Below are 26,810 nucleotides of genomic sequence, written 5' to 3' on the forward strand. Positions count from 1 at the left end.
ACAGCTATGCAATCAGTGCGATCCGAATCGAATTACCCCTTTTGGCGGTGAATTCTCAATACCGGTATCCCGCTTTTCTTCATACGCCGGATCGGGATGGGATGAGGACGACTAAATCTGTATCGCCTATGTCGACATCAGCCTGTGAAAGCAGCGTAGTAACCTGGCCACGGTGATGGGTCTGATGGTTGAAGAAATGCATCACCAGACCGTAAAAGTCCTTGTCGGACACGACACCCTTCAAGCTGGCGTAATGGAGGGTGTGGTCCAGATCGGACTCTGTAATAGAGCTGGCCCATTCGACGATTATCTGATCAAGCCTCTCTCGATACACTGAGAGTTCTCGAATAGTAGAGAACAACGCCTGGTCAAGGTTTTTCGGATCAGGAAGTCGCCTCACCGGCTCCAATGCCGAGTGGTTCGCTGGATGTTTGGCGAATCGCTTTAGCCACACGGTGTCTCCGGCTGCCACGTGGTTTAGCGTCCCGAGAATCGACCTGAAGAACGCTTTTCTATCAGCTGAGAGCTCATCATCGGACAAGCACCTGGCCGCTCCATGGATCTTTTCGTTCATCCATTTGTTATAGGTCGCCATCAGGCAGATATGGCCGGTACGGCTCATGTGCTCATCCTTTGAGTGGGTATTTGACAAGCGCTCCACGCTCATCGCAAAACCCAGTCTATTGCACGGTGACCCGTACGCGGTAGAGATCGTTATTGCTCCGATACTCACCGGTCGCCCCCCAAGAGGTAACCTTCGACATTTTCCATGGATAGGGCTTCGAGCAACACCTGCTCCAGGATGGCAAAAAAACATTTGATGTGGGCCTGCTTTAATGCCTGAGGCCGGGTCACCAGATAGACTTCCATATCTGGAAGGTGGAGATCCGGGAACAACCCGATCAGATCCTTCGCCAGTATACGGGGCAGTACGGCCACCCCCATACCTCGCCTCACCGATTCGAGCTGCACGGCGAACGAATTCACGCTGATCTGCGCGCGGTCCAGACCACCGGCCTTTGCCGCACGCATTTGCGGCAACATGTCCAGCGGGGGAAGCAAGGCAATATTGACCGCAGTGGCCGGGGTCACCCCTGGAAACCGCTTCAGATAACCTGCATCAGCGAAGACACCGTAGGCGAGCCGGCCTATTGGTCGATAAATCAGCGACGGCTCACCCAGATGAGCCGTACGTACCGCAATGTCTGCCACGCCGCGGACGATCTTGTGAAAGTCGGCTGTGACCATCAGCTCCACCGAGCAACGCGGGTGCAGAGAAGTGAAGCGACTCGCGGCCTCCAGCACGCAAGACGAGAACCCCTCGCCCGCACTGACCAGGACACTGCCAGATAGCTCTGTGTGCAGCTCGGATATGCCAGCAGCGGTTTGACGCCTCAAGCCCGCTTCCGCAGCCAGGGCAACTTCCACGAGGGATTGGCCCCGCGAGGTCAACCAGCATCCTTCAACGCCCCGCTCGACGAGTGGCTCGCCCAGTGCGACCTCAAGCTGGGTCAGGCGGCGGGACACGGTAGACGCCGCGATACCCAGCAACTGGCCAGCTTGAAGGAAGCTGCCACGCCGCGAGACTGCCAACAGCAGACGAAGATCGTCCCAATTTGCTTGCAACGCCATGCGTCCTGTCCTCCCTGGTCTGCATATGTGCAAATCCATTATGCAGTAGTCGCTGTTTTTCGGGAGAGGCCACAACGGTATATCTACAGGCCCTCGACACGAATGGAATGGACTGTAATGACGACTGGCCCCAACGACTATGCGCAACGTGCTTCAAGAGCCTTCAATTGCCGTGATGTGGAGGCAATGCTTGCGTTGGTTTGCGAAGACTTCATCTACCTCGACGGTATGGGGACTCAAACCGGTCGCGAATCCATGCACAAACGAGAGACTGCGCTGTTCGAAGCGTTCCCCGATGCCCAAGTGACCTTCACCCCATTCATGGTCGCTGACGATCGTTTGGCGCTGACTGCCTTACTGACCGGCACCTTCGCCGCACCCTTGGTGCTGCCAGACCGGGTGATTGCACCCCATGGACGCCATATTACCGTGCGCTACGCCGCACACTTCACCTTCAGAAACGGGCTGGCCATCCGTGAAGAGGTCTTCTTCGACAGTGCGGTGTTGATGCCGTCAGCCGAACAGGGTGAGGGTTGAGCCATGCGCAGCGCATTTGTTACTGGAGCAACCGGCTTGCTGGGCAACAACCTGGTGCGTGAATTGGTCGCTCGTGGCTATACGGTCAAAGGCCTGGTCCGCTCAAGAGCCAAAGGTGAACAGCAGTTCAACAATCTGCCGGGCGTGGAGCTGGTCGTGGGTGACATGGCCGATGTCGACGCATTCGCAGCATCGCTGCAAGGCTGCGATACGGTGTTTCACACCGCGGCGTTCTTTCGCGACAACTACAAGGGCGGCAGCCACTGGAAAGAACTCGAAAAGATCAATGTGTCTGGTACGCGGCGCCTGCTTAACCAGGCCTATCGCGCCGGTATACGACGGTTCGTCCATACGTCTTCCATTGCCGTGCTCGACGGCGCACCTGGCTCGTCCATCGATGAGACATGTCTGCGGGCCGATGCCGACGCGGATGACTACTACCGCAGCAAGATCCTCGCCGACCGTGTCGTCTTGTCGTTCCTGGAAGCACATCCCGAGATGCATGCCTGCATGGTCCTGCCCGGCTGGATGTGGGGTCCTGCCGACATTGGTCCGACCTCCTCGGGACAGTTGGTCAACGATGTCGTGAACGGCAAGTTGCCCGGGCTGATCCCTGGCAGCTTCTCCGTTGTCGATGCCCGTGATGTGGCATGGGCGCTGATTGCTGCCGCCAAACAGGGCCGACGAGGTGAGCGCTATCTCGCGGCGGGCCGGCATATGACGATGCGTCAGCTGGTCCCTGTTCTAGGACGTATAGCGGGCGTAAAGACACCCGTTCGACAACTACCGCTCCCCTTTCTATACACCTTGGCGGCCGTGCAGGAGATCTATGCGCGCCTTACCGGCAAGCCCATTCTGCTGAGCATGGCCACGTTGCGCCTGTTGGTACGAGAGAAGGACCGCACCTGTTTCAACCACCGCAAGAGTGAACAAGAGCTTGGCCTGAGTTTCCGGGCGCTAGAGCTGACAATCACTGATACCGTGGCTTGGTACCGCGATCACGGCTGGTTTGAAAAGCACAGTGCGCGTGCCTCGAAGAAAAAAAGCTCATCCGTCATGGTCGACAACTGACTTTCGGAAACGGGTTTACCGTCTAGCCCCAAAGCCGATAGTCTCGAGCCTCATTGTGCGGTTTGATGCTGGCACGCGAGGCGTACCTGGAGTTCCCGAAACCGCACTTCCTGGTCATTTACCACATGCAAGAACAAGGACGTAAATTTGTGAACAGGGAAATAATCCTGATGCGTCACGGCCAGCCAAAACTGGCCGCAACCGACAAAATCTCAGCGCTCGAGATGAAAGACTGGATCGAGCAATACGACCGATCCGAAATTACCCACCACCCGGTCCCGCATGCCAGCATGCAACTTGCCGCAACCGCCACGGTGATTGTTTCAAGCAGCGCGCCTCGTGCGCTGACCTCCCTCCAGGCGCTCGGCCTGAAGCCTGCACTGGTTGACGCACTTTTCTGCGAAGCACAACTACCTTGTGGTCATTGGAAACTGCCACGGCTATCGCCGTTTACCTGGGCATTTATCCTTCGAGTCTTATGGCTGTGCGGTTACTCACGCAACGTCGAATCCGCCGGCACTGCGAGGATCCGCGCCAGCACGGCAGCCAAACGATTGCAGTCCCTTGCCAGCGATGGACCGGTTCTGCTGCTCGGCCATGGCTTTATGAATCGAATGATCGCCAATCAACTGGTGGCCGACGGATGGGCTCGCCAAAAACGTAACGGCAGTCAGTACTGGAGTGCGACCGTGTATCAGTACGATGGTGTGTAAGAGGCGCCAACTGGTCGGCAGAGATGCCTGCCAAATGCAGCACCGCTTTCATCGTCATCCGAGTAAACCGTCTTGGCGATACAGCGGCAGATGGTCGGCGAACCTGGCCATCATGACGTGGGCTAGCAGACCCGCTGTCGGGAGGCCCTTGTCGATGACCTGCGCGGTACCGGCGCCTGGATATCGAAAGGAGCAGCGCGGCCATTAGTTTTCATTGATAATCGGCACGCTGCAGCTGCATTAAGGGACGATTCATTCAAGGGAGAGAAGTCGTGTCAGCCACATCTGGAAACAGCAACATTTTTCGCCTGGCAACCGCCCAGGCATTGGCGGGTGGTAACTCAGTCATCGTCTACGCAACCGGCGCTATCGTGGGAGACATGCTTGCACCGGATAAAGCATTGGCGACGCTGCCTATCTCCATTTTTGTCGTGGGCATGGCGAGCTGCACGCTACCTGCCGGTGCCATTGCGCAGCGCTATGGGCGCAGTCCCGTGTTTATGCTGGGAGCGTTGTGCGGCATCCTGATGGGAGTGCTGGCTGCGATTGGCATTTATTGGTCCTCCTTTTTCATCTTCTGTGCTGCGATGCTGTTTGGTGGCGCTTATGCCGCTGTGGTGCTGACGTTTCGTTTCGCCGCCGCAGAATGCGTTCCAGAAAACAGGCAGCCCTGGGCGCTTTCAATCGTCATGGCTGCCGGGCTAGTGGCGGGTGTACTAGGTCCACAGACGGTCACCTATACGATGGACCTATGGGAGTCACACCTGTTTATCGCTACTTACGTTGCAGCCGCATTAATGGCAGTGGTTTCGGCGGCGGTGCTGCTAGGTGTCGATTTGCCACGCCATGAGGCGGCTGTTCGTACTCCAGGTCGCCCGCTTGCGGTGATTGTTCGGCAGCCTCGACTCATCAACGCCATGCTCTGTGGTGTCATTATTTACACCTTGATGAATTTCCTGATGACTTCGGCCCCACTAGCAATGAAGCATGAGGATCTTTCACTGGAATCATCGAATCTGGCATTGCAGTGGCACGTAATTGCAATGTACGCACCCAGTTTTTTCACTGGAAATCTGATCCACCGTTTTGGGGCAAACCGCGTTGTGTTGATGGGGTTGATGTTAACCGGCGCGTCTGTTGCTGTCGGGCTTGCCGGCGTGCAGTCCTACCACTTTTATCTATGTTTGGTGCTTCTAGGGATTGGCTGGAATTTCGGTTTTGTCGGCGCCTCTGCGCTCGTCCTTCAGTGCCATAAAACAAGCGAAAGAAACAGTGTCCAGGCGCTCAATGATTTCATTGTCTTTGGCGCCATGGTACTCGGCTCGTTTGCATCGGGAGGTATATTGAATCGATACGGTTGGACCGTTATCTGTGCGCTTGCCTTTGTACCTGTGCTGGTTGCCATAGCGACGTTGATGTTGAGCGAGCGTCGCGTCAGGTATTCAACTCAGGAACGCACAAGCTAGTTCCGCGGGACTGGCTTAGCCTCCAGACCATGATTCGATTCACGCTGGATAACCGGTTTTGCGCAGTGGCGATGGCGAGTGCACCTTGTTCAACTTGCTGACGCCTCCTTTGTGTGACGAAAAGCGTAGCAGGCAGCAAAAAGCCCGCTCAGTGGCGGGCTTTCTGTACGGGGTCAAATCCTTTTGTTCGTTCAATCTGCACTCCATTCCGTGAGCATTTCGTGAAAAGCATGTCGCAGATACGAAAAAGCCCGGCGTCGGCCGGGCTCTCTGTAGATGGGCCAAATCCCTTTGGCTGACCGCACTATGCTGGGTGGATGTGACAAGGGTGTGACAGGGCATATATGAACAGCCCGGCGAGGGTGTGATCAGGCGCATATTGCACCCCCTGATGATTCTGTCTAGCCGATTGCAGGCTGCTGCCAAACGATCTAACGGTCGGTGCCGGATAAAGCATAGACTGAAAAGTAACCTTCTTCGCCAAGGTCAAGGGTAAGGTGATCTAGCGTGTAATCGTTACACGCTCCTGATTTTACGCGCTATAGCATGAGTCTCTTGGTTGGCTCCTGTTGAGGGTAGCCACCATGCTTTCCAGTCTAGAGCTTCGATACCTGGTCGAGAGAAGCTTTCTCCCGATGTATTGCGCATGCTCAGTTTCATCTGACAACTGTCTTACTGTTCGTATCTACAGTCCAGAGACAGGCCGGATAGATCTTTTCTCTACCGGCATCTCCTGTTCCGAGCTCAACAGCAATCGTGCAATAGAGAGTATGCTCGCCAACCTGCGCAATGATCTCAACGCACATACCGAGCAACTTTCGCTCGTGCGTAATCATTGAGCCCCAGAACCCCGAGCCAGCAACGCTTATGGTCAGGGGCGGTGCCGCGTCTTTTTACTTAGACAACTCCTCGGCGCCGGCAACCATGGTCAAGTATGTTTCAGCAGCTGCAGCAAACCTTCCACATCAGCTAGCGCTGGAGCATGGGCTCCGGCATGGCGGCAAGATATGGATGCGCAAGCCGCTGAAAATTGCAGGCGTTCTCTCAAGTCCGCGATCCCCAACAACTGCGCAGCCAGCCAACCAGCCATACAAGCGTCTCCTGCTCCAACCGTGTCTTCCACCTTCACGGCAATCGCCGGCTGATCGAGTTGGCTGTCCGGGGTGTGGAGAATCATCCCGTGTTCTCCTCGGGTAAAAAGGATCTGCGCCTGAGGATTAAGAGCGCGAAGCTCATCCATTGCCTGGTGTTCTGTCAGCCCTGGATAAATTTGCCGAAGGTCTTCATCGGAAAGCTTGATCATGTCAGCAAGGGTGGTCATCGTAGGGAAGGTCTGCTCCCGATAATGGCTATCCATTAAATTGCGCCAGTTCGGATCATAGCTAATCCGTTTACCGGCTTTTTTGGCCTGCTGAGCAATTTTAACCAGCTTGTCTGCGAGTGGCTGTCGGGCCAAACTGATGCAGCTGAAATGACAAAGCTCTGCTTGGTTGATCCATCCTTCGGGCATCAGATCCGGATCAAAAAACAGATCGGCATCTCCAGCAAAAAAGTATCTTGGAGGACGGCTCGATGGAACGATGGCGACCAAAGGATCTCGGTCTACCCGTTGGATAAACCTCATATCCAATGCTGCCGCTTCCGACTGCGAAACTATCTCGTCACCCAGAGAATCCATGCTCACCGACCCAGCAAAAGCGCTGCTGACACCCAAGCGACTTAGCGCTCGTGCAACGTTCCAGGGAGCACCACCCGGGTAACCCTTCCACTGTCCAGGAGTGCCTTGGACAAGATCGGTCAGGGCTTCGCCAAACACTACTGCGCGAGGCAATACCATCGTCATTTCCTCAATATTTTGTCGTAGGGAACTGCCGACAGGTGCGCTGAAGGCGTGTTGGCCGGACCCGTTCAAATATTAAAACCAGGTTTCCATCTGTATACCGTATTGCCATACACCTCCGGCTTTGAAGTCCGTCATGCCAAAGGAGTCTGTGGTACTGAATTTGTCCAGATCCGAAGACCAGTTCATGAAGCTTGCGAACACTCGCAATTCAGGACGTGTGAGAAGATCTCCAACCTCAGGTTTGAATGTCGGGGCGACAGTGAACTTCCAAAAGTTACCGTCGACCGCATTACGTTGTAGATAGTCCTTCGGGTCGAGGTTCATGGTTTGCCAGCTTATTTCGTAGGCCATCTCGAAATTGCTGTTGATTTTATTGGCCAAACGCACGTTCAGGGTCAGCCAGCGGTAGTCGTCACCCTTGACGTATCTATCCTTGCTCTGTTCTGCCAGCAAGCTGGGGCCGATACGCCAGTCAGGCGCAAGGGGTGTCTCACCGTAAAGTGCCAGACGCAGAGCGCGGGCATCATCAATCAGTTCACCATCCGAGCCGACGTTCTTGACCTCAGCTCCCAGACCTTGCCCATAGAGCAGCGCCGTTTTGAAGAAGCCTTCTCTGCCGAAAAAGTTTTTCTGGTGATTGGCCAGCATGCTGTGCAAGCCGGAATCCGCAGGCGTCAAACCCGCTGCATTGGTTCGGGTAGCGAAATCGTTTTTCTTTGCGCCGATGGCATTGAACATCCACTGCCACTGACCATCCTCGAAGAACTGGTTGGAGGTCAGGATGTAGCTTTCCACATCGGCACTAAGATCGCCTTGACTGAAATCCCCGTAGTTACGCCCGATCAAAGAGTAGTTCGAACGCCAATTCTTGTTCATCTGCATATCGTAGATTCCACCCCCGGTGCCGGCCAGATAGACAACGTCCGAGTCCAGCCAGTGGATATCGAAATTATCTCTATCGAATCGCTTGCCTGCCCACAGGGTGGCGTTCTCGAACACTGAATTGCCCTTGAACGCAGCGACATGGTCAAGCGCTGTGAATACCTGGCGCACGTTCAGTTTGCTTTCGTCGGCCGTCCAGTCATTGGAACTTTCCACACCATCGGCGATGGAGACCGTGAATTTGGAACGGGTGCCGTTTTGCGCATAGATTTCTTTCGACAGGTCTATACGCATGTAGGTGTCGTCCTCGTTACCGAGTCGCCCGACTGCACCACCGACTGAACCGGCAGGAGTTTCATAAGGGCCACCACGACCACCACCCAGCCGATCGTTGATCAGCAATCCGGAGCGGGCGTAGCCGTTGAAGCTGAACCCATCAGTGAGGTGTCCGGTACTGCCCTCTTTCTCCAGGCTTTGCTGACGGGCCTCGAGTTTTGCCACTCGGGTATCCAAAGCGGGCGCCGAAATTACTGCCGCAGTAGACGCGGCGGGCGGCAAGGGAGCAGTGGCGAGTTTGATCTGCTGCAATTCCCTGGCAAGTGCCTGGGTTTGCTGTTCGGCTGCGGCCGCACGCTTCTCCGCTGCGCTGGTACGGGCTTCAAACGCGGCCATGCGTTCTTCCAGAGTCGCGGCCTGAGAGGTTACCGCCGAGGTGCCGAGCACGCCTGCGAGTAGCCAGCTTGATGCTTTCTGCATGTGGATTTCCTGTTTTGTTTTTATTGTCTAGTTTCCGCGACCGGCCATTTTTCGTGAGTTGCGAATTGTCGCAATCGACGAAAAAAAGGATGCCTCATCGCTAATACGCTGCTACATTTGGCGATGTTAACGTTAACTTTTCTAAAAACAAAAATAAAGAGGGCTTTATGAAACAGCTTAAATCTCTTCTTCCAGCAGCACTGCTCACCCTTTGTGCCGGGCTTCCATCCCTCTCGAACGCAGCTGATTTGACGATCTCCTGCGGCGCGGTGGGTGCGGAGTTACAACTCTGCAAGGAGGCTGTCGAGGCGTGGTCGAAACAGACCGGCAACCACGTCGAGGTGGTCTCAACACCTAACTCGGCAACCGAGAGGTTGTCGTTCTACCAACAGATCCTCAGTGCGCAGTCCAGCGACATCGACATCATTCAAATCGACATGGTGTGGCCGGGGATGCTGGCCAAACATCTGATGGATCTGCGCGAGGTGCTTCCTGCCAATGCGACCCAGGGCTACTTCCAGGCACAGGTGGATAACGCCACGGTGAACGGACGGCTGGTGACGATGCCGTGGTTCACCGACTCGGGCCTGCTGTATTACCGCAAGGACTTGCTCGAGAAATACAACCAGCAGGTTCCCCAGACGTGGGAGGAAATGACCGCTACCGCCAGGAATATTCAACAGGCCGAGCGCACTGCCGGGAACCCCAATGCATGGGGTTACATCTTTCAAGGGCGCGCTTACGAAGGCCTGACGTGTAATGCGCTGGAGTGGATCAGCAGCCAACCGGAAGGTGGACTGGTCAATCCACGAGGCGACATCGTGGTCAACAGTCAGGCCTCAAGAACGGCTTTGACCCTGGCGAAAAGCTGGGTGGGAGACATCTCCCCGCGTGGGGTACTCAATTACACCGAGGAGGAAGGCCGTGGCGTATTCCAGTCGGGAAATGCGCTGTTCATGCGTAACTGGCCTTATGTCTGGGCCCTGGTGCAAAGCCAGGACAGTGCAGTAAAGGATAAGGTTGGGGTCGCCCCCCTGCCCCGCGGCGGCGAGACCGGCAGCCATGCCTCCACCCTCGGTGGCTGGGGTCTGGCGGTATCGCGTTACAGCGCCCATCCAAAACTTGCCGCCGAGCTGGTGAGCTACCTGACCCGTGCCCAAGAGCAGAAACGTCGTGCCCTGATAGGCGCCTATAACCCGGTTATCGAGTCGCTGTATCAAGATCCCGAATTGCTCGCGGCAATGCCTTATTACGCTCAGCTGCACAGCATTCTCAACGATGGGGTCATGCGCCCCGCCTCAATCACTGCCGATCGCTATCCAAGGGTCTCCAATGCGTTCTTCGATCGAGTGCATGGCGTGCTGGCGGGCGAGTTGCGTGTCGATCAGGCGCTGGCCGAACTGGAAAGCGAACTCACGCGCATCAAACGCCGGAACTGGTAAGCCACAAGGAAGGAAATCACCATGTCTGTCTCTTCTACCCATGTCCCCTGTGAGGAGCTTCTGCTCACCAGGGAAACGCCCGTACAACGTCGCCGAGTACGCGCTGCCTGGCTGTTTTTGACACCGATGCTGTTGTGTCTGGCCCTGGTGGCAGCCTGGCCGCTGCTGCGCACATTCTGGTTCAGTCTGACCGACGCGAGCCTGTCGGATACGAGTGGCGGAGCCTTCGTCGGCTTGAGCAATTATCTGTTCCACAACGGTTCCAGCTGGTCGGGCATCCTGGTCGATCCTCAATGGTGGAACGCTGTGCGCAACACCTTGCATTTCACCGTGGTGTCGGTAGGACTGGAAGTCGTACTGGGACTGCTGGTGGCGTTGCTGCTGAACATCAAGTTCACCGGACGCTCTTTGGTGCGTGCGTTGATTCTGATTCCCTGGGCGATTCCGACGATTGTCTCGGCGAAGATCTGGTCATGGATGCTTAACGACCAGTTCGGCATCATCAATCACATGATGCTGAGCGTCGGCCTGATTGACGCGCCCCTGGCCTGGACGGCCGATGCGGATCTGTCGATGTGGGCGGTGATCATCGTCGATGTCTGGAAGACCGTCCCTTTTGTCACGCTACTGATGCTGGCGGCCTTGCAGATGTTGCCGAGCGATTGCTACGAAGCCGCGAGGGTCGATGGCATTCATCCGCTGAAAGTGTTCTGGCGTGTCACCCTTCCCCTATTGATGCCTGCACTGTTGGTGGCGGCGATCTTCCGCATCCTCGACTCGCTGCGGGTGTTCGACGTGATCTATGTGCTGACTTCTAACTCGTCGAGCACCATGAGCATGTCGGTCTATGCCCGCCAGCACCTGGTGGAGTTCCAGGACGTCGGTTACGGCAGCGCGGCCTCGACGCTGCTGTTTCTGGTGGTTGCGGTCATCGCCATGCTTTATCTCTACCTCGGACGCCGTCAACTGGAGGTCCGGTCATGAGCCCGCGTCTACTGAAAAAAGCGCTGTTGCGCCTCGGGTTCTGGTGTCTGATCGGGGTATTGCTGCTGTATGCGGTCTTCCCTTTCTACTACGCCATCGTGACTTCGCTGAAGCCGTCCAGCGCCTTGTTCGAAGTGAGCTACTGGATCGATAACCCCGACTTCTCCAATTACGCAGCGGTACTCCATCAAGCCTCATTCCTGCGGGCTATCGGTAACTCGCTGGTGGTTGCGCTGTGCGTGGTAACGCTGGCGCTGTTCCTCAGTGTGACCGCCGCCTATGCCTTGGGCCGGGTGAAATTCCGTGGGCGTGGCACGGTCTTGATGATGGTCCTTGGCGTGTCGATGTTTCCCCAGGTTGCCGTGCTGTCGGGGCTGTTCGAAGTGATCCGCGCCCTGGGCCTGTACAACACGTCCTGGGCGTTGATTCTGAGCTACACGATTTTCACCCTGCCCTTCACCGTCTGGGTGCTGACCACGTTCATGGGGCAATTGCCTCATGAACTGGAAGAAGCGGCAATCATGGATGGCGCCTCGCCCTGGGTCACGCTGACCCGGGTGCTGTTGCCCCTGCTCTGGCCCGCACTGGTCACCACTGGCTTGTTGGCCTTTATCGCAGCCTGGAACGAGTTCCTGTTTGCCCTGACCTTCACCCTCACCGACACGCAACGCACGGTGCCGGTGGCCATCGCCTTGATTTCCGGCGGCAGCCCCCATGAGTTGCCTTGGGGATTGTTGATGGCCGCCTCGGTGCTGGTCACCGTCCCACTGGTGATTCTGGTGCTGATCTTCCAGCGCCGAATCGTTTCCGGCCTCACTGCCGGCGCGTTAAAGGGTTGATGCCCAACAAAGACAAGGAACAGCATCGTGATCAAATTGAAACTGGACAACGTGAACAAACAATTGGGCGGCGCACGGATTCTTCGCGACGTCAGCCTGGAAATCGCGGCGGGTGAATTCGTGGTGTTCGTTGGCCCTTCGGGCTGCGGAAAATCGACCCTGCTACGACTGATCGCCGGACTGGATTCGATCTGCGGCGGCGACCTGCTGATCGACGGGCGTCGGGTCAACGACCTGGAACCGCGCGAGCGTGGCGTCGGCATGGTGTTTCAGTCTTATGCGCTGTACCCGCACATGAGCGTCTACGACAACATCAGTTTTGGTCTCAAACTGGCCAAGACTGAAAAGTCCAGCCTGCGTGAGCGCGTGCTGAAAACGGCGCAAATCCTGCAATTGGACAAACTGCTGCAACGCAAGCCAAAGGAACTGTCTGGAGGGCAGCGTCAGCGTGTGGCCATGGGCAGGGCCATGGCGCGGGAACCGGACATTTTGCTGTTCGATGAGCCGCTCTCCAATCTGGATGCATCCTTGCGGGTGCAGATGCGCAACGAAATCGCCCGGCTGCATGATCGACTGGGCTCGACCATGATCTACGTCACTCACGATCAAGTGGAAGCGATGACCCTGGCCGACAAAATTGTTGTGCTCAATGGCGGTCGCGTAGAGCAGGTCGGCTCACCGCGCGAACTCTATGAGCGCCCGGCGAGCCGCTTTGTCGCCGGTTTTCTCGGTTCGCCCAGAATGAACTTTCTGGCGGCACGCCTGCATGTACCGGGTGAAACCAGCCTGGTCGATACTCCCGTCCTGGGTATGACCGCCCTGCCCTTCGACAGCTCGAACCTGGCGGTGGACGCCCCACTGAGCCTGGGGATTCGCCCGGAACACGTGTCGCTCAAGGCGGCGCAGGGAACTGCCGGCGTCGTCGTGACCGGGGTCGAATACCTGGGCAGTGAAACCTATGTGCACCTCGATACAGGTCAGGACGAGCCACTGATCTGTCGTTGTGAGGTCAACGCCGGATGGCAAGTGGGCGATCAGGTCGAGCTGCAGCTGGAGTTCGGCAATCTGCACCTGTTCGACGCCGACGGCACGGCCTTGAAGCGCCACCCACACGCCATTGAAACGCTGCCGGATGGTGTCTCTCTAAGCCCGGCACGAGCACGCGCCCTATGACCTTGTCTTTGAATACCCTGAGCGATCCAATGCCTTCTTCCCTTGACCTTGCGCAGCGTGCGCTGAGTGACGGCCTGTCTCGCGTCATCCAGGATTATCGACCCGGCTATCATATTGCCCCCCAAGTGGGCTGGATGAACGACCCTAACGGGGTCGTGTACTTTCGTGGCGAGTATCACGTGTTCTATCAGCATTACCCCTTCGACGCGAAATGGGGCCCGATGTATTGGGGCCACGCCAAGAGTGCCGATCTGGTTCATTGGCAGCACCTGCCCATTGCGCTGGCACCCGGCGATGACTTCGACCGTGACGGATGTTTTTCCGGTAGCGCAGTGGTGTGTGGAGATACCTTGGCACTGATCTACACCGGCCACACCTGGCTGGGGGACGTGGGAGACGAACGCTCGATCCGTCAAGTCCAGTGCCTGGCCACCAGCATCGACGGCATCCGGTTCGTCAAGCATGGCGCCGTCATCGAGACCGCGCCGCAAGACACTATCATGCACTTTCGTGACCCCAAGGTATGGAAGGAGGATGACTATTGGTACCTCATTGCCGGCGCACGTCTGGGCGATATGCCGCTGCTCCCGCTGTACCGTTCCACGGATCTGCACGCCTGGGAGTTCCTTAACTATGTGTCCGGCGGCAGGGAGGGTGATGGCTATATGTGGGAGTGCCCGGATCTGTTTCGACTGAACGGACGCGATGTGCTGCTGTACTCCCCCCAAGGCATGCCACCCCAAGGTTACGAACGGCTTAACAAGTACCAGACTGGTTACCGAGTGGGCCGACTCGACAACGAGTGGAACTTCACTGGCGGGCCTTTCATCGAGTTGGATAACGGCCACGATTTCTATGCAGCGCAGACGCTATTGGACGCCGATGGTCGGCGCCTTGTGTGGGCGTGGCTCGACATGTGGGAAAGCCCGATGCCGAGCCAGGCCCATCACTGGTGCGGCATGCTCGGATTGCCACGCGAACTTGAACTGTGCGCCGATCGCCTTTGCGTGTATCCGGCACGGGAGCTCACCGCTCTGCGCAAAGCGCCATTGCCTGGCACGCCGTGGTGGGAGGAGTCGGGAACCCGGCGGGTGCCGGAAGTGAATGGCGATATGCTCGAAATCCATGTGCACCTGGATTTACTCGGCTGCACCGATGGCCACCTGGGAATCGCGTTGCGCTGCAGCGACGATGGCCATGAACAAACCCTGCTCTACTACGATGCGGCGTTGCAGCGTCTGGTGCTTGACCGCAGCCGCTCTGGTGCGCAAGTCACAGGCCAGCGCAGCGTGTCGATAGACCCGACACAAGAGCGACTGGAACTGCGTGTGTTCCTCGATCGCTCGTCCATCGAGGTGTTCGACGAAAACGGGCGCTTCAGTCTCAGCAGTCGCCTCTATCCGCGGCCCGACAGTCTGGGCGTGAAGCTGTTTGCCAGCGGGAGTGGCGGGCGTGTCTCGATTCCCAAGGCATGGCCTCTCGATTCTGGATGGTTATGAGCAACGTCATTCGAGTCGCGAGAAGCCCGGGCCCTGTGTCATGATTCTGCGTCAACCTGACCGGGCTCGCCTCGCATGACTTCAGTGAAAGACGTTGCACAGCTGGCCGGCGTGTCCCTGATGACGGTTTCTCGAGCGCTCAATAATCCGGAAAAACTGAGCCCCGAAACCCTTCTACGGGTGCGTCGCGCCATTGATGAACTGCAATTCGTACCGAGCCTGTCGGCGCGCAAGATGCGCGGCGACAACCTCCAGTCGCGAACCATCGGTGTGTTCGCGCTGGACACCGCGACCACACCGTTCGCCGTCGAGTTGCTGCTGTCCATCGAACAGACCGCGCAGCAAGCCGGCTGGAATGTGTTCATCCTTAACCTGTTGAGCAACCCGCCCACCGACCAGAACATCGACCTGATGTTGTCGCACCGCCCCGACGGGTTGATCTTCAGCGCCATGGGTTTTCGCCAGGTGAGCATTCCCGAGCGATTGAAGAGCAAACCCCTGGTACTCGCCAATTGCCTGGCCGATGACAGTCGCCTGGTGAGTTATGTGCCAGACGACGAAGCGGGGCAGTATCGAGCCGTACATCACGCGTTGAGCCAGGGCTATCGGCGCCCTCTGTGCATCAATCTGCCAAAACAGAGTCTGGCCTGGAACCTGCGACAAAAAGGTCTGCAACGTGCCTGTCAGGCATTCGGGCTGTTGCCTGACGCACTCCTGCAATACGACCTTTCCGATCATGACGCCTATGGTGAAACCGCAGCCATCCTCGACCGGCACATCATTGAGGGTCGTCCCCAATTCGACATTCTGATCTGTGGCAACGACCGCATCGCGTTTTGTGCCTATCAGCTGTTGTTGGGCCGTGGCCTGAAAATTCCCGACGATGTCGCCGTGCTCGGCTACGACAACATGATCGGTATTGCCGAGCTGTTCATCCCGCCGCTGACCACGGTGCAACTGCCGTACTACGAGATCGGTCGCAAGGCTGCCCGGCACCTGATCGAGACCCTCGACGTCTCGGGAGCCCAGCCAGTTGATTGTCCATTGGTGGTTAGGGCATCGCTATAAGATTCAGTTAATTTGGTTGAAAGGTTTTTTTCCAGCACAAAAACAAACGCCCCGAACATGTCGGGGCGTTTGTTGGTGCCTTCGCCAGAGTGTTTTCACACAGCCTGTGAAGGGCCCTTTTGTACTCCAGCCGAAATCACTTGGTCAGCCAAGACTCGAGCGTTGCTGAGCCACGCGTGAAGCCGTGCCGGATTTAAATGCGGCATATCTCTCTGAGCGAAATACTCGATCAAGCATGGTGTTAATTTCAACGCCACATACTTACGCCCGAGAGGCCTTTTTGAGGCTGGACGGCAAGGGACTGCCCGTCACCGGTGAAGGGACATAGATAGTCTCCGCCTGCACAATTTCAGGCTTTTGTTCTTCGATCTCACCATTGAGCGCCTTGTGCATTTTCACCGTATCCAGCGCCCCTACCCATTTGGCGATGGCCATGGTGCCGACACCATTACCGATGGTGTTGGTAATGGCCCGCGCTTCCGACATGAACCGGTCGACACCCAGCAGCAACACCATGCCGGCCACCGGGATGGTGCCCAGGGAAGATAAGGTGGCGGCCAAAATGATGAACCCCGAACCGGTGACACCTGCCGAACCTTTGGAGGTGAACATCAACACCGCCAGTACGATCAACTGATCGGTCAGGGTCAGCGGCGTGTTGGTCGCTTGGGCGATGAAAATCGCGGCGATGGTGTAGTAGATCGCCTGCCCGTCGGGGTTGAAGGTCAATCCGGACGGAATGATCATCCCGGCGACGGGCTTGGACACCCCGGCCTTTTCCATCTTCGAGATCATCTGCGGCAGTACTGACTCCGAAGAGCTGGTGCCCAGTACGGTGAACAGCTCTTCCTTGATGAATTTCAAAAACTTCCAAAGGCTGAAACCGCTGTAGCGGCAGATCGGCCCTAGCACAAAGATCACGAACACGGCGCAGGTCAGGTAAACGCAGGCCATCAGCTTGCCCAGAGAGAACAGCGAGCCGAAGCCATACTTGCCGATGGTGAAGGCGATGGCACCGAATGCACCGATCGGCGCCAGGCGCATGACCATGTTGACGATACGAAACATGCCTTGCATCAGGCTATCCAGCGTATCGACGAACGCTTTGCCGCGTGGCCCCACATGAGCCAAGGCGATTCCCAACAGGATGGAAAACAGCAGGATTTGCAGCACATTGCCCTTGGCGAAGGCATCCACGATGGTGTCGGGAATGATGTTCATGACGAAGTCCATGAACGATGCATGTTTCACGGCCGAGGTGTAGGTGGCCAGGCTGGAAGTGTCGAGGGTAGCAACATCGATGTTCATGCCGGCGCCGGGTTTGAACACATCGACCACCACCAGGCCGACCACCAGCGCCAGCGTCGACACGACTTCGAAATAGAGCAAGGCGCGAAAACCGACTCGACCTAATTCCTTCATGTTTTCCATGCGGGCGATCCCCGTGACTACGGTCAGGAAGATCACCGGAGCGAGGAGCATCTTGATCAATTTGATGAAGGCATCGCCCAAGGGTTTGAGCGCAGCGCCGGTTTCGGGAACGAACACGCCGACGATGGCGCCGATGATCACGGCGATCAGCACTTGCACATAGAGTTTGCCGAATATTCTTTTCATGACAGGGCCCTGATTTTTTATTGTTGTCAGGAAATGCCAAGGAGTCAGATCCAGCGATCTGCCCCTTGGAGTTGTGCCGCAGTACTACTTTGAATCGCTGGAAAATATCAGCGGTTGATCAATGCGATGACCGCATCCGTGATCTGGCGGGTGGTGGCTGTACCACCCAAATCTGGGGTATGCACACCGCTTTCGGTCACCGCTTCGATGGCTGACATCAGCTGTTTCGCCGCAGCGGCTTCGCCCAGGTGTTCGAGCATCATCGCCGCCGTCCAGAACGTAGCAATCGGGTTGGCCACACCTTTGCCGGTGATGTCGAAAGCCGAGCCGTGGATCGGTTCGAACATCGAGGGGAATTTGCGCGACGGGTTCAGGTTGGCGGTCGGTGCGATGCCCAGGCTGCCGGATAACGCGGCTGCCAGATCGGACAGAATGTCAGCGTGCAGGTTGGTGGCGACGATCACATCCAGCGTGGAGGGTTTGAGCACCATGCGCGTAGTCACCGCGTCGACCAGTTCCTTGTCAATTTTGACGTCCGGGAAATCCTTGGCCACTTCGTAGAAAATTTCGTCCCACAACACCATGCCATGACGTTGGGCGTTGGACTTGGTGACCATGGTCAGGTGTTTGCGTGGGCGGCTTTGCGCCAGTTCGAAGGCAAAGCGGTGAATACGTTCCACCCCGGCACGGGTGAATACCGACACTTCAGTGGCAACCTCTTCCGGCAGTCCCCGGTGCACACGACCGCCGTTGCCGGAGTACTCACCTTCGGAGTTTTCCCGCACCACCACCCAGTCGATCTGGTCACCATTGAGCAGCGGGCTTTTCACCCCAGGCAGCACGCGAGCCGGACGCACGTTGGCATACTGATCGAAGCCCTGGCAGATCGGCAGGCGCAAGCCCCACAGGGAAATGTGATCCGGTACGTTGAGTGCTCCCACGGCACCAAAAAAAATCGCGTCGAAGGTTTTCAGTTCTTCCAGACCCCCTTCAGGAATGTAGTAACCGTTTTTCAGGTAGTTATCCGAGTTCCAGTCGAAATGTTTGAAGTCCAGGTCGAAGCCAGATTTTTTCGACAGGGCTTGCAGCACCTCGACGCCAGCGGCGATCACTTCAACACCGATGCCATCACCTGGTACCGCTGCAATTTTGTATGCGCTCATGGTCAACTCCACTCTCGTAACGTTCTTGTTTTGCCTGTCGAACGGGCTGTTCAATCAGGGTGTGAGCGGAGTATATGTAGTGAACAAATAGGTGTGAGTTACTCAAAATCACTACATAAATAGCTTTGAGTTACGAATGAACCCAACCTTGGATTTGTCATTTTTTTACCTTCTGGCCAACAAAGGCAGCCTCGCCGCGACCGCGCGCGAGCTGGGCATCACGCCACCGGCGGTGAGCAAGCGTCTCACCGTGCTGGAGGCTCGATTGGGCATCCGCCTGGTGAATCGCACCACGCGCTCAATGAGTCTGACCTCAGAAGGTGAACTGCTTTTTTCCCATGCCGCCCGGATCCTGACGCAGATCGATGAGGTCGAGCAGTTGATCAACAGCAGTCGGGCTACACCTAAAGGTCTGATCCGGGTCAACGCATCGCTGGGCTTTGGCCGTCGTTACATCGGCCCGGCCCTCGGCGCGTTCTTCGCGCAGTACCCGGAGGTGGAAATACAGCTGGAAATCAGCGATCACCCGCTGGATCTGGCGACCCACGGTTTCGATCTGGGAATCCGTTTCGGCACCCTGCCCGACGCGGCATTCCACGCGCGCAAGATCGCCTCTAACCGTCGCCTGTTATGCGCCTCACCGCTCTACCTGGAAAAACACGGCGTGCCGCAACGCCTCACGGATTTACAGCTACACAACTGCATCTTTCTGCGGCAAAACGAAACGCCTTACGGGGTGTGGAGTTTTACTCACGGTGGGCGTACACAAAACATCAAAGTCCGTGGTGCATTGGGCTGCAATGACGGTGAGGTGGCCCTGAATTGGGCGTTGGAAGGCCACGGAATTCTGCTGCGAGCAGAATGGGATATCGCCCGCTATGTGCGCAGTGGCCGCTTGCGATTAGTGCTGGAAGACCAGACACCAACCCGCGCCGATGTTTTCGCGGTTTACCCGCAACAGTTACACCTGTCGGCGCGAGTGCGCAGCCTGATCGACTTTCTGGTTGAGCGCTTCAAGCACATCGATCACCTGGATGAAGCGGAATCCATGCATGACTGAATCGCGTTTAACGGCATCCACTTCAGTTATATCTATTGAGGGGTAGCTGGCGCTGAGATTGAGCGATTGCTAAAACTGCGTGATCAGGCCGTCATTGCACGATTCGTGGCAACAATTTGCTCATGTGTAAACTGACTGCCGGGAGCCATGAACCTGGCGATCAGTGCGTCGCGGTTTTGTGGCGCCCGTGCCTTGTCTGCCGCGTACAGCGCCAATTTCAGCTCCGGCAATGTCAACTCGGTACAGTAAGCAGGTGTACCTGGTTGCTGACGCCACGAATCTTCAAGGTTGCCAGCGGCAAGCGCGATAAAGCCCGTATCCTCAACAAGATCCTGCGCGATTGCCTCAGCGGTGGTGTCCCCCCCAGCTACAGGTAGGGCTATACGCGTTGAAGACCCGGCTGGTTGGCCTTTATCGGCAAGGGTAGCTGCGAGGACGGCATTCCATGCCTTAACGACCGGGCGGCCAATCTGCTCACTTACCCAAACGCTCTCGGGCTTGCCGTCGTCCACTTCTTTGATCGCCCCGTCTCGTCCCGGATAGTAATTGGATGTGTCAATGACGACGACCTTCTCGGGAATACTACTCAACGTTTGCCGAAGATCCGGGTACTTCGCGAAGGGGATCGAGAGAATAACGGCATCCACATCGGACACAGCATCTTCCTTGGTCACCGCGTGTACACCGATTTCGTTGGTAAGGTTCTGAATGCTCTGAGGGCTCTTCGAGTTTGCCAGTTTGACTTCATGGCCGCACGCAGCGAGCTTACGGGCAAGGGTAGCCCCAATGTTGCCGGCGCCGATAATTCCGATTTTCATTTCAATAACCTCCTCACCTACAAACAATATTCAAGTTACTGCTTGGCTGGGTGTGCGAATGAATCAAGTGTGTCGCGAAGCCCCCGCGATCTGAGGTGTGCACGCATGTCGCCTGACTCAGGAAAATACGACTCTTCAAGAATGAAAGGTAACGCTGTCGGTAACCGGCACACGATCCATATGCATGCGGTTGCCTGGAGCGCTCTCGTTCGGGTAGCCGAATGACATCCCAAACAGCATTTTCATTTCTTCAGAAATGCCTAGCGCCTCTCGGATCGTAGCTGCATAGAAACCAAGCGAGGTTTGCGGAATGCCGCCTACCCCTCGGGCAGCAAGCGACAGCAGGAAAGTCTGGCCATACATGCCAATGTCGCCAGCAGTTCGAACATTGTCACCAAACACCGGCATGAATAAAAAAACGGCCTGGGGGGCGTTGAAAAAGGACAAATTCAAGGCTGCCGCTCGCCGCCGCCCCTCCTTGTCTTCGCGCATAACGTTCATAGCCTCGTAGTAGGCTTTGCCCTGTGCATTCTTGCGATCTCCATAGGGGCCGTAAAAAGCACCCATATCGAACGAAAAGTCTGGGGTGAATTCGCCTGCAGTATTTTTCGCGTGGAGAATTTGCGAAAGCTCTTTCAATTTCTGGCCACGAACAACATGAACATCCCACGGCTGGGTGTTGCAGTTGGAGGGAGCGCACTGGGCATCCTTCAACACCTCTTGAATGATCTGGTCGGGCACAGGGGTGTCTAAAAACCCACGAAAAGACCGCCGTGTACGGGCCGTCTTCTGAAATTGCAGGGTGTCATCCAGCGCTGTATCAGCATCGAACCTAGCCATTGAAGTGGTCATGATTTCCTCTTTGAGCACGTGTAAAAACGTTCAGTCGGTTGCCGGATGGCCGAGCGCATCGAGTGTTTGACGAAGCTCATCGATACCCCGCTCATCGAGCTGGCAAGCTGACTTGATTTTGCTAGTGATTCCCCGAATGTCGGCTTCCAACATGCGGCTATCAGGCGTCAGGTCGATCATCACGCGGCGCTCGTCGGCGGGATCCCGTGTGCGAGTGACGAGCCCGGCAGCCTCAAGCCGTTTCAGCAATGGCGTTATGGTTCCAGCGTCCATCGCCAAGCGGGTTCCAAGAGCACCCACAGAAAGTGGCGAGCCGTTTAAAAGCTCCAGGATGACCAGGTACTGCGGGAAGGTTAGGCCCAACGGTTCCAGATAAGGTTTGTGCAATCGCACCACCCGATTTGCCGCCGCATAAAGTGAAAAAGACAGCTGGGTACCCACCCGTTTCCGATTCGAGCTCATTAGATAGTTCGCTATTGTATAGTGCACTATATATTCCAGCTAGAAATGCCTACTGTCAACCGATGCCGTCTGCCCTCGACGAATGGCCAATCTGGCCAAGTAGACTCTGCCTTACAGCCCCTGTGATTTGAGGCGGGCGCCGGGTCATGCGGCAGCGAGTCGGTCATCACATTTTTAAGTAATTTATCCGGTTGCCACCTATGCGCAAGCAACTGATCAATCCCACTCGCCCGCTGCGTCGCCGCCCGCTTTCCGCTCCGTAGCGATCCATCGAAGAGTCACCTATTCCTTCCAGGCGACGAGGTGCCGCGACAGCGCCGGCCAGCGTTTCAGGCTCTAATAGAGTGCTCTGCTGGTAGCCAAACCTTCGGGCACGAGATTGCGCAGCGCAATCATCCAGGGGCTCGAGGCAGGCAGAAGCAATCTGCCTGCCTGGACGGCATAAGGTGATACCCACACGGTAAACGTCATTCTGCCGGTGGTTTGTATCCTGCAAGCATTTTCAGCACCTCATCATGTGAACCGCTCGCTTCAGCAAACCGTAATGGCTTGGCGCGCTCGACGACGAGTTCGCGTGGGGTTGGAGAGATCTCGAGCAGTTCGAAGATTTCATCCAAAAACGCCTCCAAGGGCATGGCGTGTTCGTCGTTTTCCTGCCCAAGCAACGTGGTACGTACCCCCGGCGGCGCAAGTTCGATAACCTCAACTGACGAGGCTTCCAGCTGAACTCGAAGACTTTGAGTGAACGAATGAACTGCGGCTTTGGTTGCGCTGTAGGTCGGTGTTGCAGGCAGCGGAACGAATGCCAACGCTGAACTGACGTTCATGATCGTGGCGCTGGGCTGTTTGATCAGCTGGGGAGTAAATGCATACACCATGCGAATCGTGCCAAGTAAGTTCGTTGTCACGATATCTTCGGCAGTGCTCAGGTTTTCCGGATCAGTCAGATCCTCCCAATGCATGATGCCTGCGTTGTTTATGAGAACGTTCAGATTCGGGTGGCTGATCGCCAGCGCTTCGCTGTTGCGCTGGATGGATTGTGGATCGCAGACGTCCAGCAACACTGATTCAAGACCCGGATGTTCCGACACGATCTTGTCGAGCAGAGACTTGCGACGTCCCGCGATGATTACTTTGTTGCCCGCCTTGTGAAGCCTGAGTGCCAGACCAAGGCCGATGCCTGAGGTGCCGCCAGTAACCAGAATCGTGTTGCCAGTGCCGTTCATAGTAAACTCCAGAAACGATGTGTAAGCGGACAATTGTCCACTTTCAAAACGTACCGGACAACTGTCCGCTTAGCAATGGAATGAAGGGAAAACTTTGCTCATGCCTGACGAGTTGGTGATGCGTTCTGACGCCAGGAAAAACCGGGAACGGATACTGGAGGTCGCGGTGGTAGAGCTGACTAGCGATCCTGCGGTTCCGCTGAGTACGATTGCGAAGAAGGCTGGGGTAGGACAGGGAACGTTTTATCGCCACTTCCCTACCAGAGAGAACCTGGTATTCGAGGTCTATCAATTCGAAATGCAGCAAGTGGCCTCGTTGGCGGAATATCTGCTCGCGACAAAACCACCTAAGGAGGCCCTTCGAGAATGGATGGACTGCCTCGCTGAATATGCAATGACAAAGGCGGGACTCGCGACAGCGATACGACAAGCAGCGTCTATTTACGAATTCCCGGGGAAGTCGGGATACGCGCCAGTCCAGACAGCAGCCGAGTCGCTTTTGAGGGCTAATGAAAAGGCCGGAACGATTCGTAGCGGGATTACTAACGACGACTTTTTTCTAGCCATTGCCGGAATATGGCAAATAGATTCCCAGAGCGAATGGCGCTCACGTCTCGCCAGATTGATGAACCTGGTGATGGATGGTCTATGCGCTGGCAGCCCAGAAAGCCTGAAGAAGAACGTGCAGCATTAAAATCAGGTACCGCGTTAAACGGCTACAGGAACGCTTGCTTCGTGGCCATGACCGGCAGAGAAGCCAATAGCGGACGTTGCTGCCCCATGAAATCACTTTCATTCTCGGGATGTTCACTTGCACGGCCGGCGCCCCAAAGATATGGTCAACGCCATGACTAAGCCATGCATCAAATCGACCACAACTTTCACGACCGCTCGAGGCGGGTCGTGAGAGGTTGTGCGAGTTGAAACAATGCATAACCCCCAAAGACCCGCCAGCAATGACCGGGTCTTTTTTTTGCCCCGGCGTTTCTGGCTCAAACGTAAGGAAACGCACAATGTACGCACTCTTGATCCTCGACATGCAGGTAGGACTCGTTCACGGCCCGGATAAACCTTGGGGCAGTGAATCTCTGGTCGACACGTTAAATCGCCTGATGAGCAAGGCCCGGGAAATGGGCGCGCCCATATTTCTCGCCCGCCATTTGGGCCCAGCCGGGTCGCCGATAGAACGTGGTAGCCCGCTGACCGAGTTTGTCCAGGAATTGGATTTGAGAGGTGACGAAGTGATATTTGAAAAATATCGACCCAACGCGTTTACCCAGACCGATCTGGCTGCTCAACTACGCCTGCGTAACTGCGATGGCATCGTCGTTACAGGAATGAAAACTCAATACTGTGTAGATAGTACTTGCCGGGCTGCCCGCGATTGTGGATTCGATGCTGTGCTGATCGCCGATGGACATACTTGCTCTGACACCCCTTCACTCGAAGCAAAGGCCATCATTGCCCACCACAATGCGACGTTGGCAGGGCCATTCTGCCGAGTCGTCCAAGCCGAGGACTGGAGTTTCCAAGCCCTCGCCTGATCGACTCTGTCCAGGGTCGATTGCAGCCCTTCACTACAGGCAGCAATCGGCCATGTGAAGTCATTAGTAGTTGCCACGTAACCAGCATAAAAAGGGACAGAGCACGATTTCAGGTAAATACCGAGCCATCGTGATCTGTTCCCTGTTTCCGCGCGGCCGTTTTCCATGTCTGGCACAACTACCCTGACATCGGTGGGCCTATACTTTAACGATCGGCACACTCGATGTGGCATGCAGTCGTGTTTGATGTATGGGAGACGCGTCGAGCGATCGTTCACGCAGGCCACAGCCTGCCTTCGTCGTAGAGAGGAAAACATTCATGGCGCGTAAATACATCGACTGCCGCGAGTTTCCGAGCGATTCCCACTGCTCAATCGCACTGTCCGCAGACTCTGAAAACGAACTGCTCGAGGCCGCCGCGCAGCATGCGGTCAGTGTTCACAAGCACACCGACTCACCAGAACTGCGTGCTCAACTGAAGACGATGTTTCACGACGGAACCCCGCCTGTTGAAGCACCGCGTCCTGCTTGGCACCCAGGGGTTTCAGAGGAGTGAATGTCATCGATAAGCACCTATCAGGCTCATTTCGATGAGTTGCGCAGGCCTGAGGGTAGTTTTTTATGCCTGGCACAATCTGAATGACAAAGGAGATCCCCAAGGAGCTGCCGATGGCTGCTCCTTGGGGGGCTTTGGAGAGCTTGTTTAATGTGACTGCGTGTTCATTCAAGCTAAGCTCAAGCTGATTCGACAGACTGCTATCGGCCGATTCTGTTGAAAAAGTCGGCCCGCCCAAATGGCCTGAATATTGAGTGGTGAAAACGCCTTTTTTACACGCTGCTACGTGAAATCCGAGCCCGGAAGCCTCTGCCCAAAAGTAAAGATTTCAATCTCAGGCGCGTATTTTTCTGCCGTGGAAACCATGGCCGACTTTTTCAACAGAATCGGCCAATAGCTGCCTGTCGCGTCCAGCTTCAAACCATTTTGAACGTCAACCAAGCCCCCCAGAACAAGCTGCTGAAGAAACGTGTGGCGTCCCCGAATCCCGCGTCGTTTAACAGTTTTTGAACCGCCGCCTCAGAATGTGGCGGATCAGCGCCCTGGAGGATTTTCCCCAGTTTGGCCTTCACTTCATCCGGGCTGGCTCCTTGCTGCCGCCACCGCTGGCCCCAAGCAGCCAGCAATAGCGGTTGGCTGGCATAGGCGTACTGATTTCCTGCGACAATCAGCGGCGCACCCGGCTTCAGATGAGCCCGAATGGAATGCAGAAGTTGGCGCTTGGCATCATCACCCTCGAGATGATGCAGGACGCCGATCAAAGTGGCTGCGTCGTAGGACTGGTCTGCTACCAGATCTTCAATATGTCCAAGATGCATGTCCGTTCTTTCAAGCAAGTCGTTCGTCTTTAACTGGTGCTTCGCAGCCGCCAGCATTGGCTCGGATGGATCAACGGCAGTGAAGCGCCAACTGGGCTCCAAGGTTGCCATTGCAATGATTTCCTGCGCCGTCCCACCAGCGCCAACTACCAGTATCTTCGCCGAGCCTGTAGTGCTGAGGCTTGCCGCCAGCATGCATGCAGCAAGATCGTGACAGGCGTCATACCCTGCTAATGCAATACGGCTCTGTCGTCCGTACTCATTGGCCCGTGTGGTATCAAATTTTTCAGCTGGGTTGAGAGGTAATGATTTCAAGGCGGTTCTCCATGTCCTTGAATCAAGTTAGGTCATAAACAGCGATAATAAAAATTCATTATCTTTATGTATTGCATTCCTGAAAGGAATACAACCTCTATGAGACAAAGACCGGGAGTCTTGCGGAGCACCAACACATTCAAGGAGAGTTCAGCCGTGGTTTCGTTCAAGACATCCGGCGTGTTGGTCAACATGATCCCTCGGCCATTGAGAAAGCTGAGGTCATAGTTGTCGTAGCCAACCGATATGCTCGAGATGATCTCAAGGTTTTCAGCCGAAGCCAGCTCAGCTTCACCCAGACGACGATTGCCGCCGATCAGTCCGTGGGCGCTGGAAATGGCAGCTTCGAACTGGGCATCCATGTCACCAAGCTCGGGACTCATGATGATGACGTTGTATTTATCTTTATAAGGTTCAAGCAGGCTGGGTGAGACGCGGCTGAAGGCCAGGATGGTCTTTTTCATGATGCTTTAT

The 26,810-nt window shown here is 56.1% G+C and carries 27 protein-coding genes and 1 pseudogene; 15 read left to right on the plus strand and 13 right to left on the minus strand.

The genetic code is table 11. From position 1 onward, the window contains the following. Window positions 1-79 precede the first annotated feature (79 nt). Together AC1D19_RS25780 and AC1D19_RS25785 are read right to left on the minus strand one after the other, a co-directional pair. Complete coding sequence (locus tag AC1D19_RS25780) at window positions 80-622, minus strand: DinB family protein (protein ID WP_477755613.1); 543 nt, start codon at window positions 620-622, stop codon at window positions 80-82. Window positions 623-729: 107 nt separating this feature from the next. After that, window positions 730-1,632, minus strand: coding sequence for a LysR family transcriptional regulator (locus tag AC1D19_RS25785; RefSeq protein ID WP_477764975.1), 903 nt, complete (start codon window positions 1,630-1,632; stop codon window positions 730-732). 117 nt (window positions 1,633-1,749) lie between these two features. On the opposite strand from AC1D19_RS25785, the gene AC1D19_RS25790 reads away from it, so the two are divergent. The 3 genes from AC1D19_RS25790 to AC1D19_RS25800 all read left to right on the plus strand — a co-directional run bounded on the left by AC1D19_RS25790 (window position 1,750) and on the right by AC1D19_RS25800 (window position 3,953). Next, the gene (locus AC1D19_RS25790; RefSeq protein ID WP_477764976.1) at window positions 1,750-2,169 is read left to right on the plus strand and encodes an ester cyclase; all 420 of its coding nucleotides are present in this window, start codon (window positions 1,750-1,752) and stop codon (window positions 2,167-2,169) included. Between the two features lie 3 nt (window positions 2,170-2,172). Beyond that, entirely contained in the window at window positions 2,173-3,240 is a 1,068-nt protein-coding gene (locus AC1D19_RS25795; protein WP_477764977.1) for an SDR family oxidoreductase, read from the plus strand. Window positions 3,241-3,410: 170 nt separating this feature from the next. Then, window positions 3,411-3,953: a histidine phosphatase family protein gene (locus tag AC1D19_RS25800; RefSeq protein WP_477765003.1), complete on the plus strand. Its 543-nt coding sequence runs from the start codon at window positions 3,411-3,413 to the stop codon at window positions 3,951-3,953. A gap of 57 nt (window positions 3,954-4,010) precedes the next feature. On the opposite strand, the pseudogene AC1D19_RS25805 reads toward AC1D19_RS25800, so the two are convergent. After that, window positions 4,011-4,135, minus strand: a pseudogene (locus AC1D19_RS25805) (IS66 family transposase); the annotation flags it as partial. A 90-nt stretch (window positions 4,136-4,225) separates the two neighbouring features. Here AC1D19_RS25805 and AC1D19_RS25810 point away from each other — a divergent pair. Both AC1D19_RS25810 and AC1D19_RS25815 read left to right on the plus strand, forming a co-directional pair. Continuing rightward, on the plus strand, window positions 4,226-5,419 hold the full coding sequence (locus AC1D19_RS25810; protein ID WP_477764978.1) for an MFS transporter: 1,194 nt from the start codon (window positions 4,226-4,228) through the stop codon (window positions 5,417-5,419). Between the two features lie 584 nt (window positions 5,420-6,003). Further along, window positions 6,004-6,258 (plus strand): DUF1652 domain-containing protein, encoded by a 255-nt coding sequence (locus AC1D19_RS25815; protein WP_477755228.1) that lies wholly within the window; start codon window positions 6,004-6,006, stop codon window positions 6,256-6,258. A gap of 89 nt (window positions 6,259-6,347) precedes the next feature. Here the strand turns inward: AC1D19_RS25815 and AC1D19_RS25820 are convergent, their stop codons facing one another. Together AC1D19_RS25820 and AC1D19_RS25825 are read right to left on the minus strand one after the other, a co-directional pair. Continuing rightward, complete coding sequence (locus AC1D19_RS25820; protein ID WP_477764979.1) at window positions 6,348-7,256, minus strand: carbohydrate kinase family protein; 909 nt, start codon at window positions 7,254-7,256, stop codon at window positions 6,348-6,350. Between the two features lie 78 nt (window positions 7,257-7,334). Continuing rightward, a complete protein-coding gene (locus AC1D19_RS25825; protein WP_477764980.1) occupies window positions 7,335-8,900 on the minus strand; it encodes a carbohydrate porin in 1,566 nt (521 codons plus the stop codon). A 167-nt stretch (window positions 8,901-9,067) separates the two neighbouring features. Here AC1D19_RS25825 and AC1D19_RS25830 point away from each other — a divergent pair, with 167 nt between their 5' ends. The 6 genes from AC1D19_RS25830 to AC1D19_RS25855 all read left to right on the plus strand — a co-directional run bounded on the left by AC1D19_RS25830 (window position 9,068) and on the right by AC1D19_RS25855 (window position 15,905). Continuing rightward, window positions 9,068-10,342 (plus strand): ABC transporter substrate-binding protein, encoded by a 1,275-nt coding sequence (locus tag AC1D19_RS25830; RefSeq protein WP_477764981.1) that lies wholly within the window; start codon window positions 9,068-9,070, stop codon window positions 10,340-10,342. 21 nt (window positions 10,343-10,363) lie between these two features. Then, window positions 10,364-11,326: a carbohydrate ABC transporter permease gene (locus AC1D19_RS25835; RefSeq protein ID WP_477755231.1), complete on the plus strand. Its 963-nt coding sequence runs from the start codon at window positions 10,364-10,366 to the stop codon at window positions 11,324-11,326. Next, window positions 11,323-12,165, plus strand: a complete 843-nt coding sequence (locus tag AC1D19_RS25840) for a carbohydrate ABC transporter permease (protein WP_108228924.1) — start codon at window positions 11,323-11,325, stop codon at window positions 12,163-12,165. Before AC1D19_RS25835 ends, AC1D19_RS25840 begins: the two co-directional genes overlap by 4 nt. 27 nt (window positions 12,166-12,192) lie before the next feature. Continuing rightward, window positions 12,193-13,338, plus strand: coding sequence for an ABC transporter ATP-binding protein (locus AC1D19_RS25845; protein WP_477764982.1), 1,146 nt, complete (start codon window positions 12,193-12,195; stop codon window positions 13,336-13,338). Further along, entirely contained in the window at window positions 13,335-14,837 is a 1,503-nt protein-coding gene (locus AC1D19_RS25850) for a glycoside hydrolase family 32 protein (protein WP_477764983.1), read from the plus strand. Before AC1D19_RS25845 ends, AC1D19_RS25850 begins: the two co-directional genes overlap by 4 nt. Window positions 14,838-14,912: 75 nt before the next feature. Then, on the plus strand, window positions 14,913-15,905 hold the full coding sequence (locus AC1D19_RS25855; protein WP_477764984.1) for a LacI family DNA-binding transcriptional regulator: 993 nt from the start codon (window positions 14,913-14,915) through the stop codon (window positions 15,903-15,905). A gap of 261 nt (window positions 15,906-16,166) precedes the next feature. Here AC1D19_RS25855 and AC1D19_RS25860 read toward each other — a convergent pair whose 3' ends face one another. Continuing rightward, entirely contained in the window at window positions 16,167-17,522 is a 1,356-nt protein-coding gene (locus tag AC1D19_RS25860; RefSeq protein ID WP_477764985.1) for a dicarboxylate/amino acid:cation symporter, read from the minus strand. A 107-nt stretch (window positions 17,523-17,629) separates the two neighbouring features. Further along, on the minus strand, window positions 17,630-18,685 hold the full coding sequence (locus tag AC1D19_RS25865) for a tartrate dehydrogenase (RefSeq protein WP_223616315.1): 1,056 nt from the start codon (window positions 18,683-18,685) through the stop codon (window positions 17,630-17,632). A gap of 136 nt (window positions 18,686-18,821) precedes the next feature. Between AC1D19_RS25865 and AC1D19_RS25870 the strand changes: the two genes are divergently transcribed. Further along, window positions 18,822-19,745 carry a LysR substrate-binding domain-containing protein gene (locus AC1D19_RS25870; RefSeq protein ID WP_477764986.1) on the plus strand — a complete coding sequence of 308 codons (924 nt, stop codon included), beginning with the start codon at window positions 18,822-18,824 and terminating at the stop codon, window positions 19,743-19,745. Between the two features lie 83 nt (window positions 19,746-19,828). Here the strand turns inward: AC1D19_RS25870 and AC1D19_RS25875 are convergent, their stop codons facing one another. The 4 genes from AC1D19_RS25875 to AC1D19_RS25890 form a co-directional block, all read right to left on the minus strand. Next, window positions 19,829-20,590, minus strand: a complete 762-nt coding sequence (locus AC1D19_RS25875; RefSeq protein ID WP_477764987.1) for an NADPH-dependent F420 reductase — start codon at window positions 20,588-20,590, stop codon at window positions 19,829-19,831. A 108-nt stretch (window positions 20,591-20,698) separates the two neighbouring features. Beyond that, window positions 20,699-21,415: a nitroreductase gene (locus AC1D19_RS25880; protein WP_477764988.1), complete on the minus strand. Its 717-nt coding sequence runs from the start codon at window positions 21,413-21,415 to the stop codon at window positions 20,699-20,701. Between the two features lie 30 nt (window positions 21,416-21,445). After that, a complete protein-coding gene (locus AC1D19_RS25885) occupies window positions 21,446-21,877 on the minus strand; it encodes a MarR family winged helix-turn-helix transcriptional regulator (protein WP_477756653.1) in 432 nt (143 codons plus the stop codon). Between the two features lie 467 nt (window positions 21,878-22,344). Further along, window positions 22,345-23,103: an SDR family oxidoreductase gene (locus tag AC1D19_RS25890; RefSeq protein ID WP_477764989.1), complete on the minus strand. Its 759-nt coding sequence runs from the start codon at window positions 23,101-23,103 to the stop codon at window positions 22,345-22,347. A gap of 100 nt (window positions 23,104-23,203) precedes the next feature. Here AC1D19_RS25890 and AC1D19_RS25895 point away from each other — a divergent pair, with 100 nt between their 5' ends. The 3 genes from AC1D19_RS25895 (at window position 23,204) to AC1D19_RS25905 (ending at window position 25,203) form a co-directional block, all read left to right on the plus strand. Beyond that, window positions 23,204-23,797, plus strand: coding sequence for a TetR/AcrR family transcriptional regulator (locus tag AC1D19_RS25895; RefSeq protein ID WP_477764990.1), 594 nt, complete (start codon window positions 23,204-23,206; stop codon window positions 23,795-23,797). Between the two features lie 319 nt (window positions 23,798-24,116). Next, window positions 24,117-24,647, plus strand: coding sequence for a cysteine hydrolase family protein (locus AC1D19_RS25900; protein WP_477760519.1), 531 nt, complete (start codon window positions 24,117-24,119; stop codon window positions 24,645-24,647). Between the two features lie 319 nt (window positions 24,648-24,966). Further along, on the plus strand, window positions 24,967-25,203 hold the full coding sequence (locus AC1D19_RS25905) for a DUF1059 domain-containing protein (RefSeq protein ID WP_477757065.1): 237 nt from the start codon (window positions 24,967-24,969) through the stop codon (window positions 25,201-25,203). 416 nt (window positions 25,204-25,619) lie between these two features. Here the strand turns inward: AC1D19_RS25905 and AC1D19_RS25910 are convergent, their stop codons facing one another. Both AC1D19_RS25910 and AC1D19_RS25915 read right to left on the minus strand, forming a co-directional pair. Beyond that, a complete protein-coding gene (locus tag AC1D19_RS25910) occupies window positions 25,620-26,336 on the minus strand; it encodes a class I SAM-dependent methyltransferase (RefSeq protein WP_477757063.1) in 717 nt (238 codons plus the stop codon). A 32-nt stretch (window positions 26,337-26,368) separates the two neighbouring features. Continuing rightward, a complete protein-coding gene (locus tag AC1D19_RS25915; RefSeq protein ID WP_477764991.1) occupies window positions 26,369-26,800 on the minus strand; it encodes a hypothetical protein in 432 nt (143 codons plus the stop codon). Window positions 26,801-26,810 lie beyond the last annotated feature (10 nt).

The sequence above is a fragment of the Pseudomonas sp. P1_C12 genome, assembly GCF_056406435.1.

What these genes read in the sequence shown, in the direction of transcription:
- AC1D19_RS25780 (WP_477755613.1), bottom strand. Translation starts at nt 622, where the DNA reads ATGAGCCGTACCGGCCATATCTGCCTGATGGCGACCTATAACAAATGG.
- AC1D19_RS25785 (WP_477764975.1), bottom strand. Translation starts at nt 1,632, where the DNA reads ATGGCGTTGCAAGCAAATTGGGACGATCTTCGTCTGCTGTTGGCAGTC.
- AC1D19_RS25790 (WP_477764976.1), top strand. Translation starts at nt 1,750, where the DNA reads ATGACGACTGGCCCCAACGACTATGCGCAACGTGCTTCAAGAGCCTTC.
- AC1D19_RS25795 (WP_477764977.1), top strand. Translation starts at nt 2,173, where the DNA reads ATGCGCAGCGCATTTGTTACTGGAGCAACCGGCTTGCTGGGCAACAAC.
- AC1D19_RS25800 (WP_477765003.1), top strand. Translation starts at nt 3,411, where the DNA reads ATGCGTCACGGCCAGCCAAAACTGGCCGCAACCGACAAAATCTCAGCG.
- AC1D19_RS25815 (WP_477755228.1), top strand. Translation starts at nt 6,004, where the DNA reads ATGCTTTCCAGTCTAGAGCTTCGATACCTGGTCGAGAGAAGCTTTCTC.
- AC1D19_RS25820 (WP_477764979.1), bottom strand. Translation starts at nt 7,256, where the DNA reads ATGGTATTGCCTCGCGCAGTAGTGTTTGGCGAAGCCCTGACCGATCTT.
- AC1D19_RS25825 (WP_477764980.1), bottom strand. Translation starts at nt 8,900, where the DNA reads ATGCAGAAAGCATCAAGCTGGCTACTCGCAGGCGTGCTCGGCACCTCG.
- AC1D19_RS25830 (WP_477764981.1), top strand. Translation starts at nt 9,068, where the DNA reads ATGAAACAGCTTAAATCTCTTCTTCCAGCAGCACTGCTCACCCTTTGT.
- AC1D19_RS25835 (WP_477755231.1), top strand. Translation starts at nt 10,364, where the DNA reads ATGTCTGTCTCTTCTACCCATGTCCCCTGTGAGGAGCTTCTGCTCACC.
- AC1D19_RS25840 (WP_108228924.1), top strand. Translation starts at nt 11,323, where the DNA reads ATGAGCCCGCGTCTACTGAAAAAAGCGCTGTTGCGCCTCGGGTTCTGG.
- AC1D19_RS25850 (WP_477764983.1), top strand. Translation starts at nt 13,335, where the DNA reads ATGACCTTGTCTTTGAATACCCTGAGCGATCCAATGCCTTCTTCCCTT.
- AC1D19_RS25855 (WP_477764984.1), top strand. Translation starts at nt 14,913, where the DNA reads ATGACTTCAGTGAAAGACGTTGCACAGCTGGCCGGCGTGTCCCTGATG.
- AC1D19_RS25860 (WP_477764985.1), bottom strand. Translation starts at nt 17,522, where the DNA reads ATGAAAAGAATATTCGGCAAACTCTATGTGCAAGTGCTGATCGCCGTG.
- AC1D19_RS25865 (WP_223616315.1), bottom strand. Translation starts at nt 18,685, where the DNA reads ATGAGCGCATACAAAATTGCAGCGGTACCAGGTGATGGCATCGGTGTT.
- AC1D19_RS25870 (WP_477764986.1), top strand. Translation starts at nt 18,822, where the DNA reads ATGAACCCAACCTTGGATTTGTCATTTTTTTACCTTCTGGCCAACAAA.
- AC1D19_RS25880 (WP_477764988.1), bottom strand. Translation starts at nt 21,415, where the DNA reads ATGACCACTTCAATGGCTAGGTTCGATGCTGATACAGCGCTGGATGAC.
- AC1D19_RS25885 (WP_477756653.1), bottom strand. Translation starts at nt 21,877, where the DNA reads ATGAGCTCGAATCGGAAACGGGTGGGTACCCAGCTGTCTTTTTCACTT.
- AC1D19_RS25890 (WP_477764989.1), bottom strand. Translation starts at nt 23,103, where the DNA reads ATGAACGGCACTGGCAACACGATTCTGGTTACTGGCGGCACCTCAGGC.
- AC1D19_RS25895 (WP_477764990.1), top strand. Translation starts at nt 23,204, where the DNA reads ATGCCTGACGAGTTGGTGATGCGTTCTGACGCCAGGAAAAACCGGGAA.
- AC1D19_RS25900 (WP_477760519.1), top strand. Translation starts at nt 24,117, where the DNA reads ATGTACGCACTCTTGATCCTCGACATGCAGGTAGGACTCGTTCACGGC.
- AC1D19_RS25905 (WP_477757065.1), top strand. Translation starts at nt 24,967, where the DNA reads ATGGCGCGTAAATACATCGACTGCCGCGAGTTTCCGAGCGATTCCCAC.
- AC1D19_RS25915 (WP_477764991.1), bottom strand. Translation starts at nt 26,800, where the DNA reads ATGAAAAAGACCATCCTGGCCTTCAGCCGCGTCTCACCCAGCCTGCTT.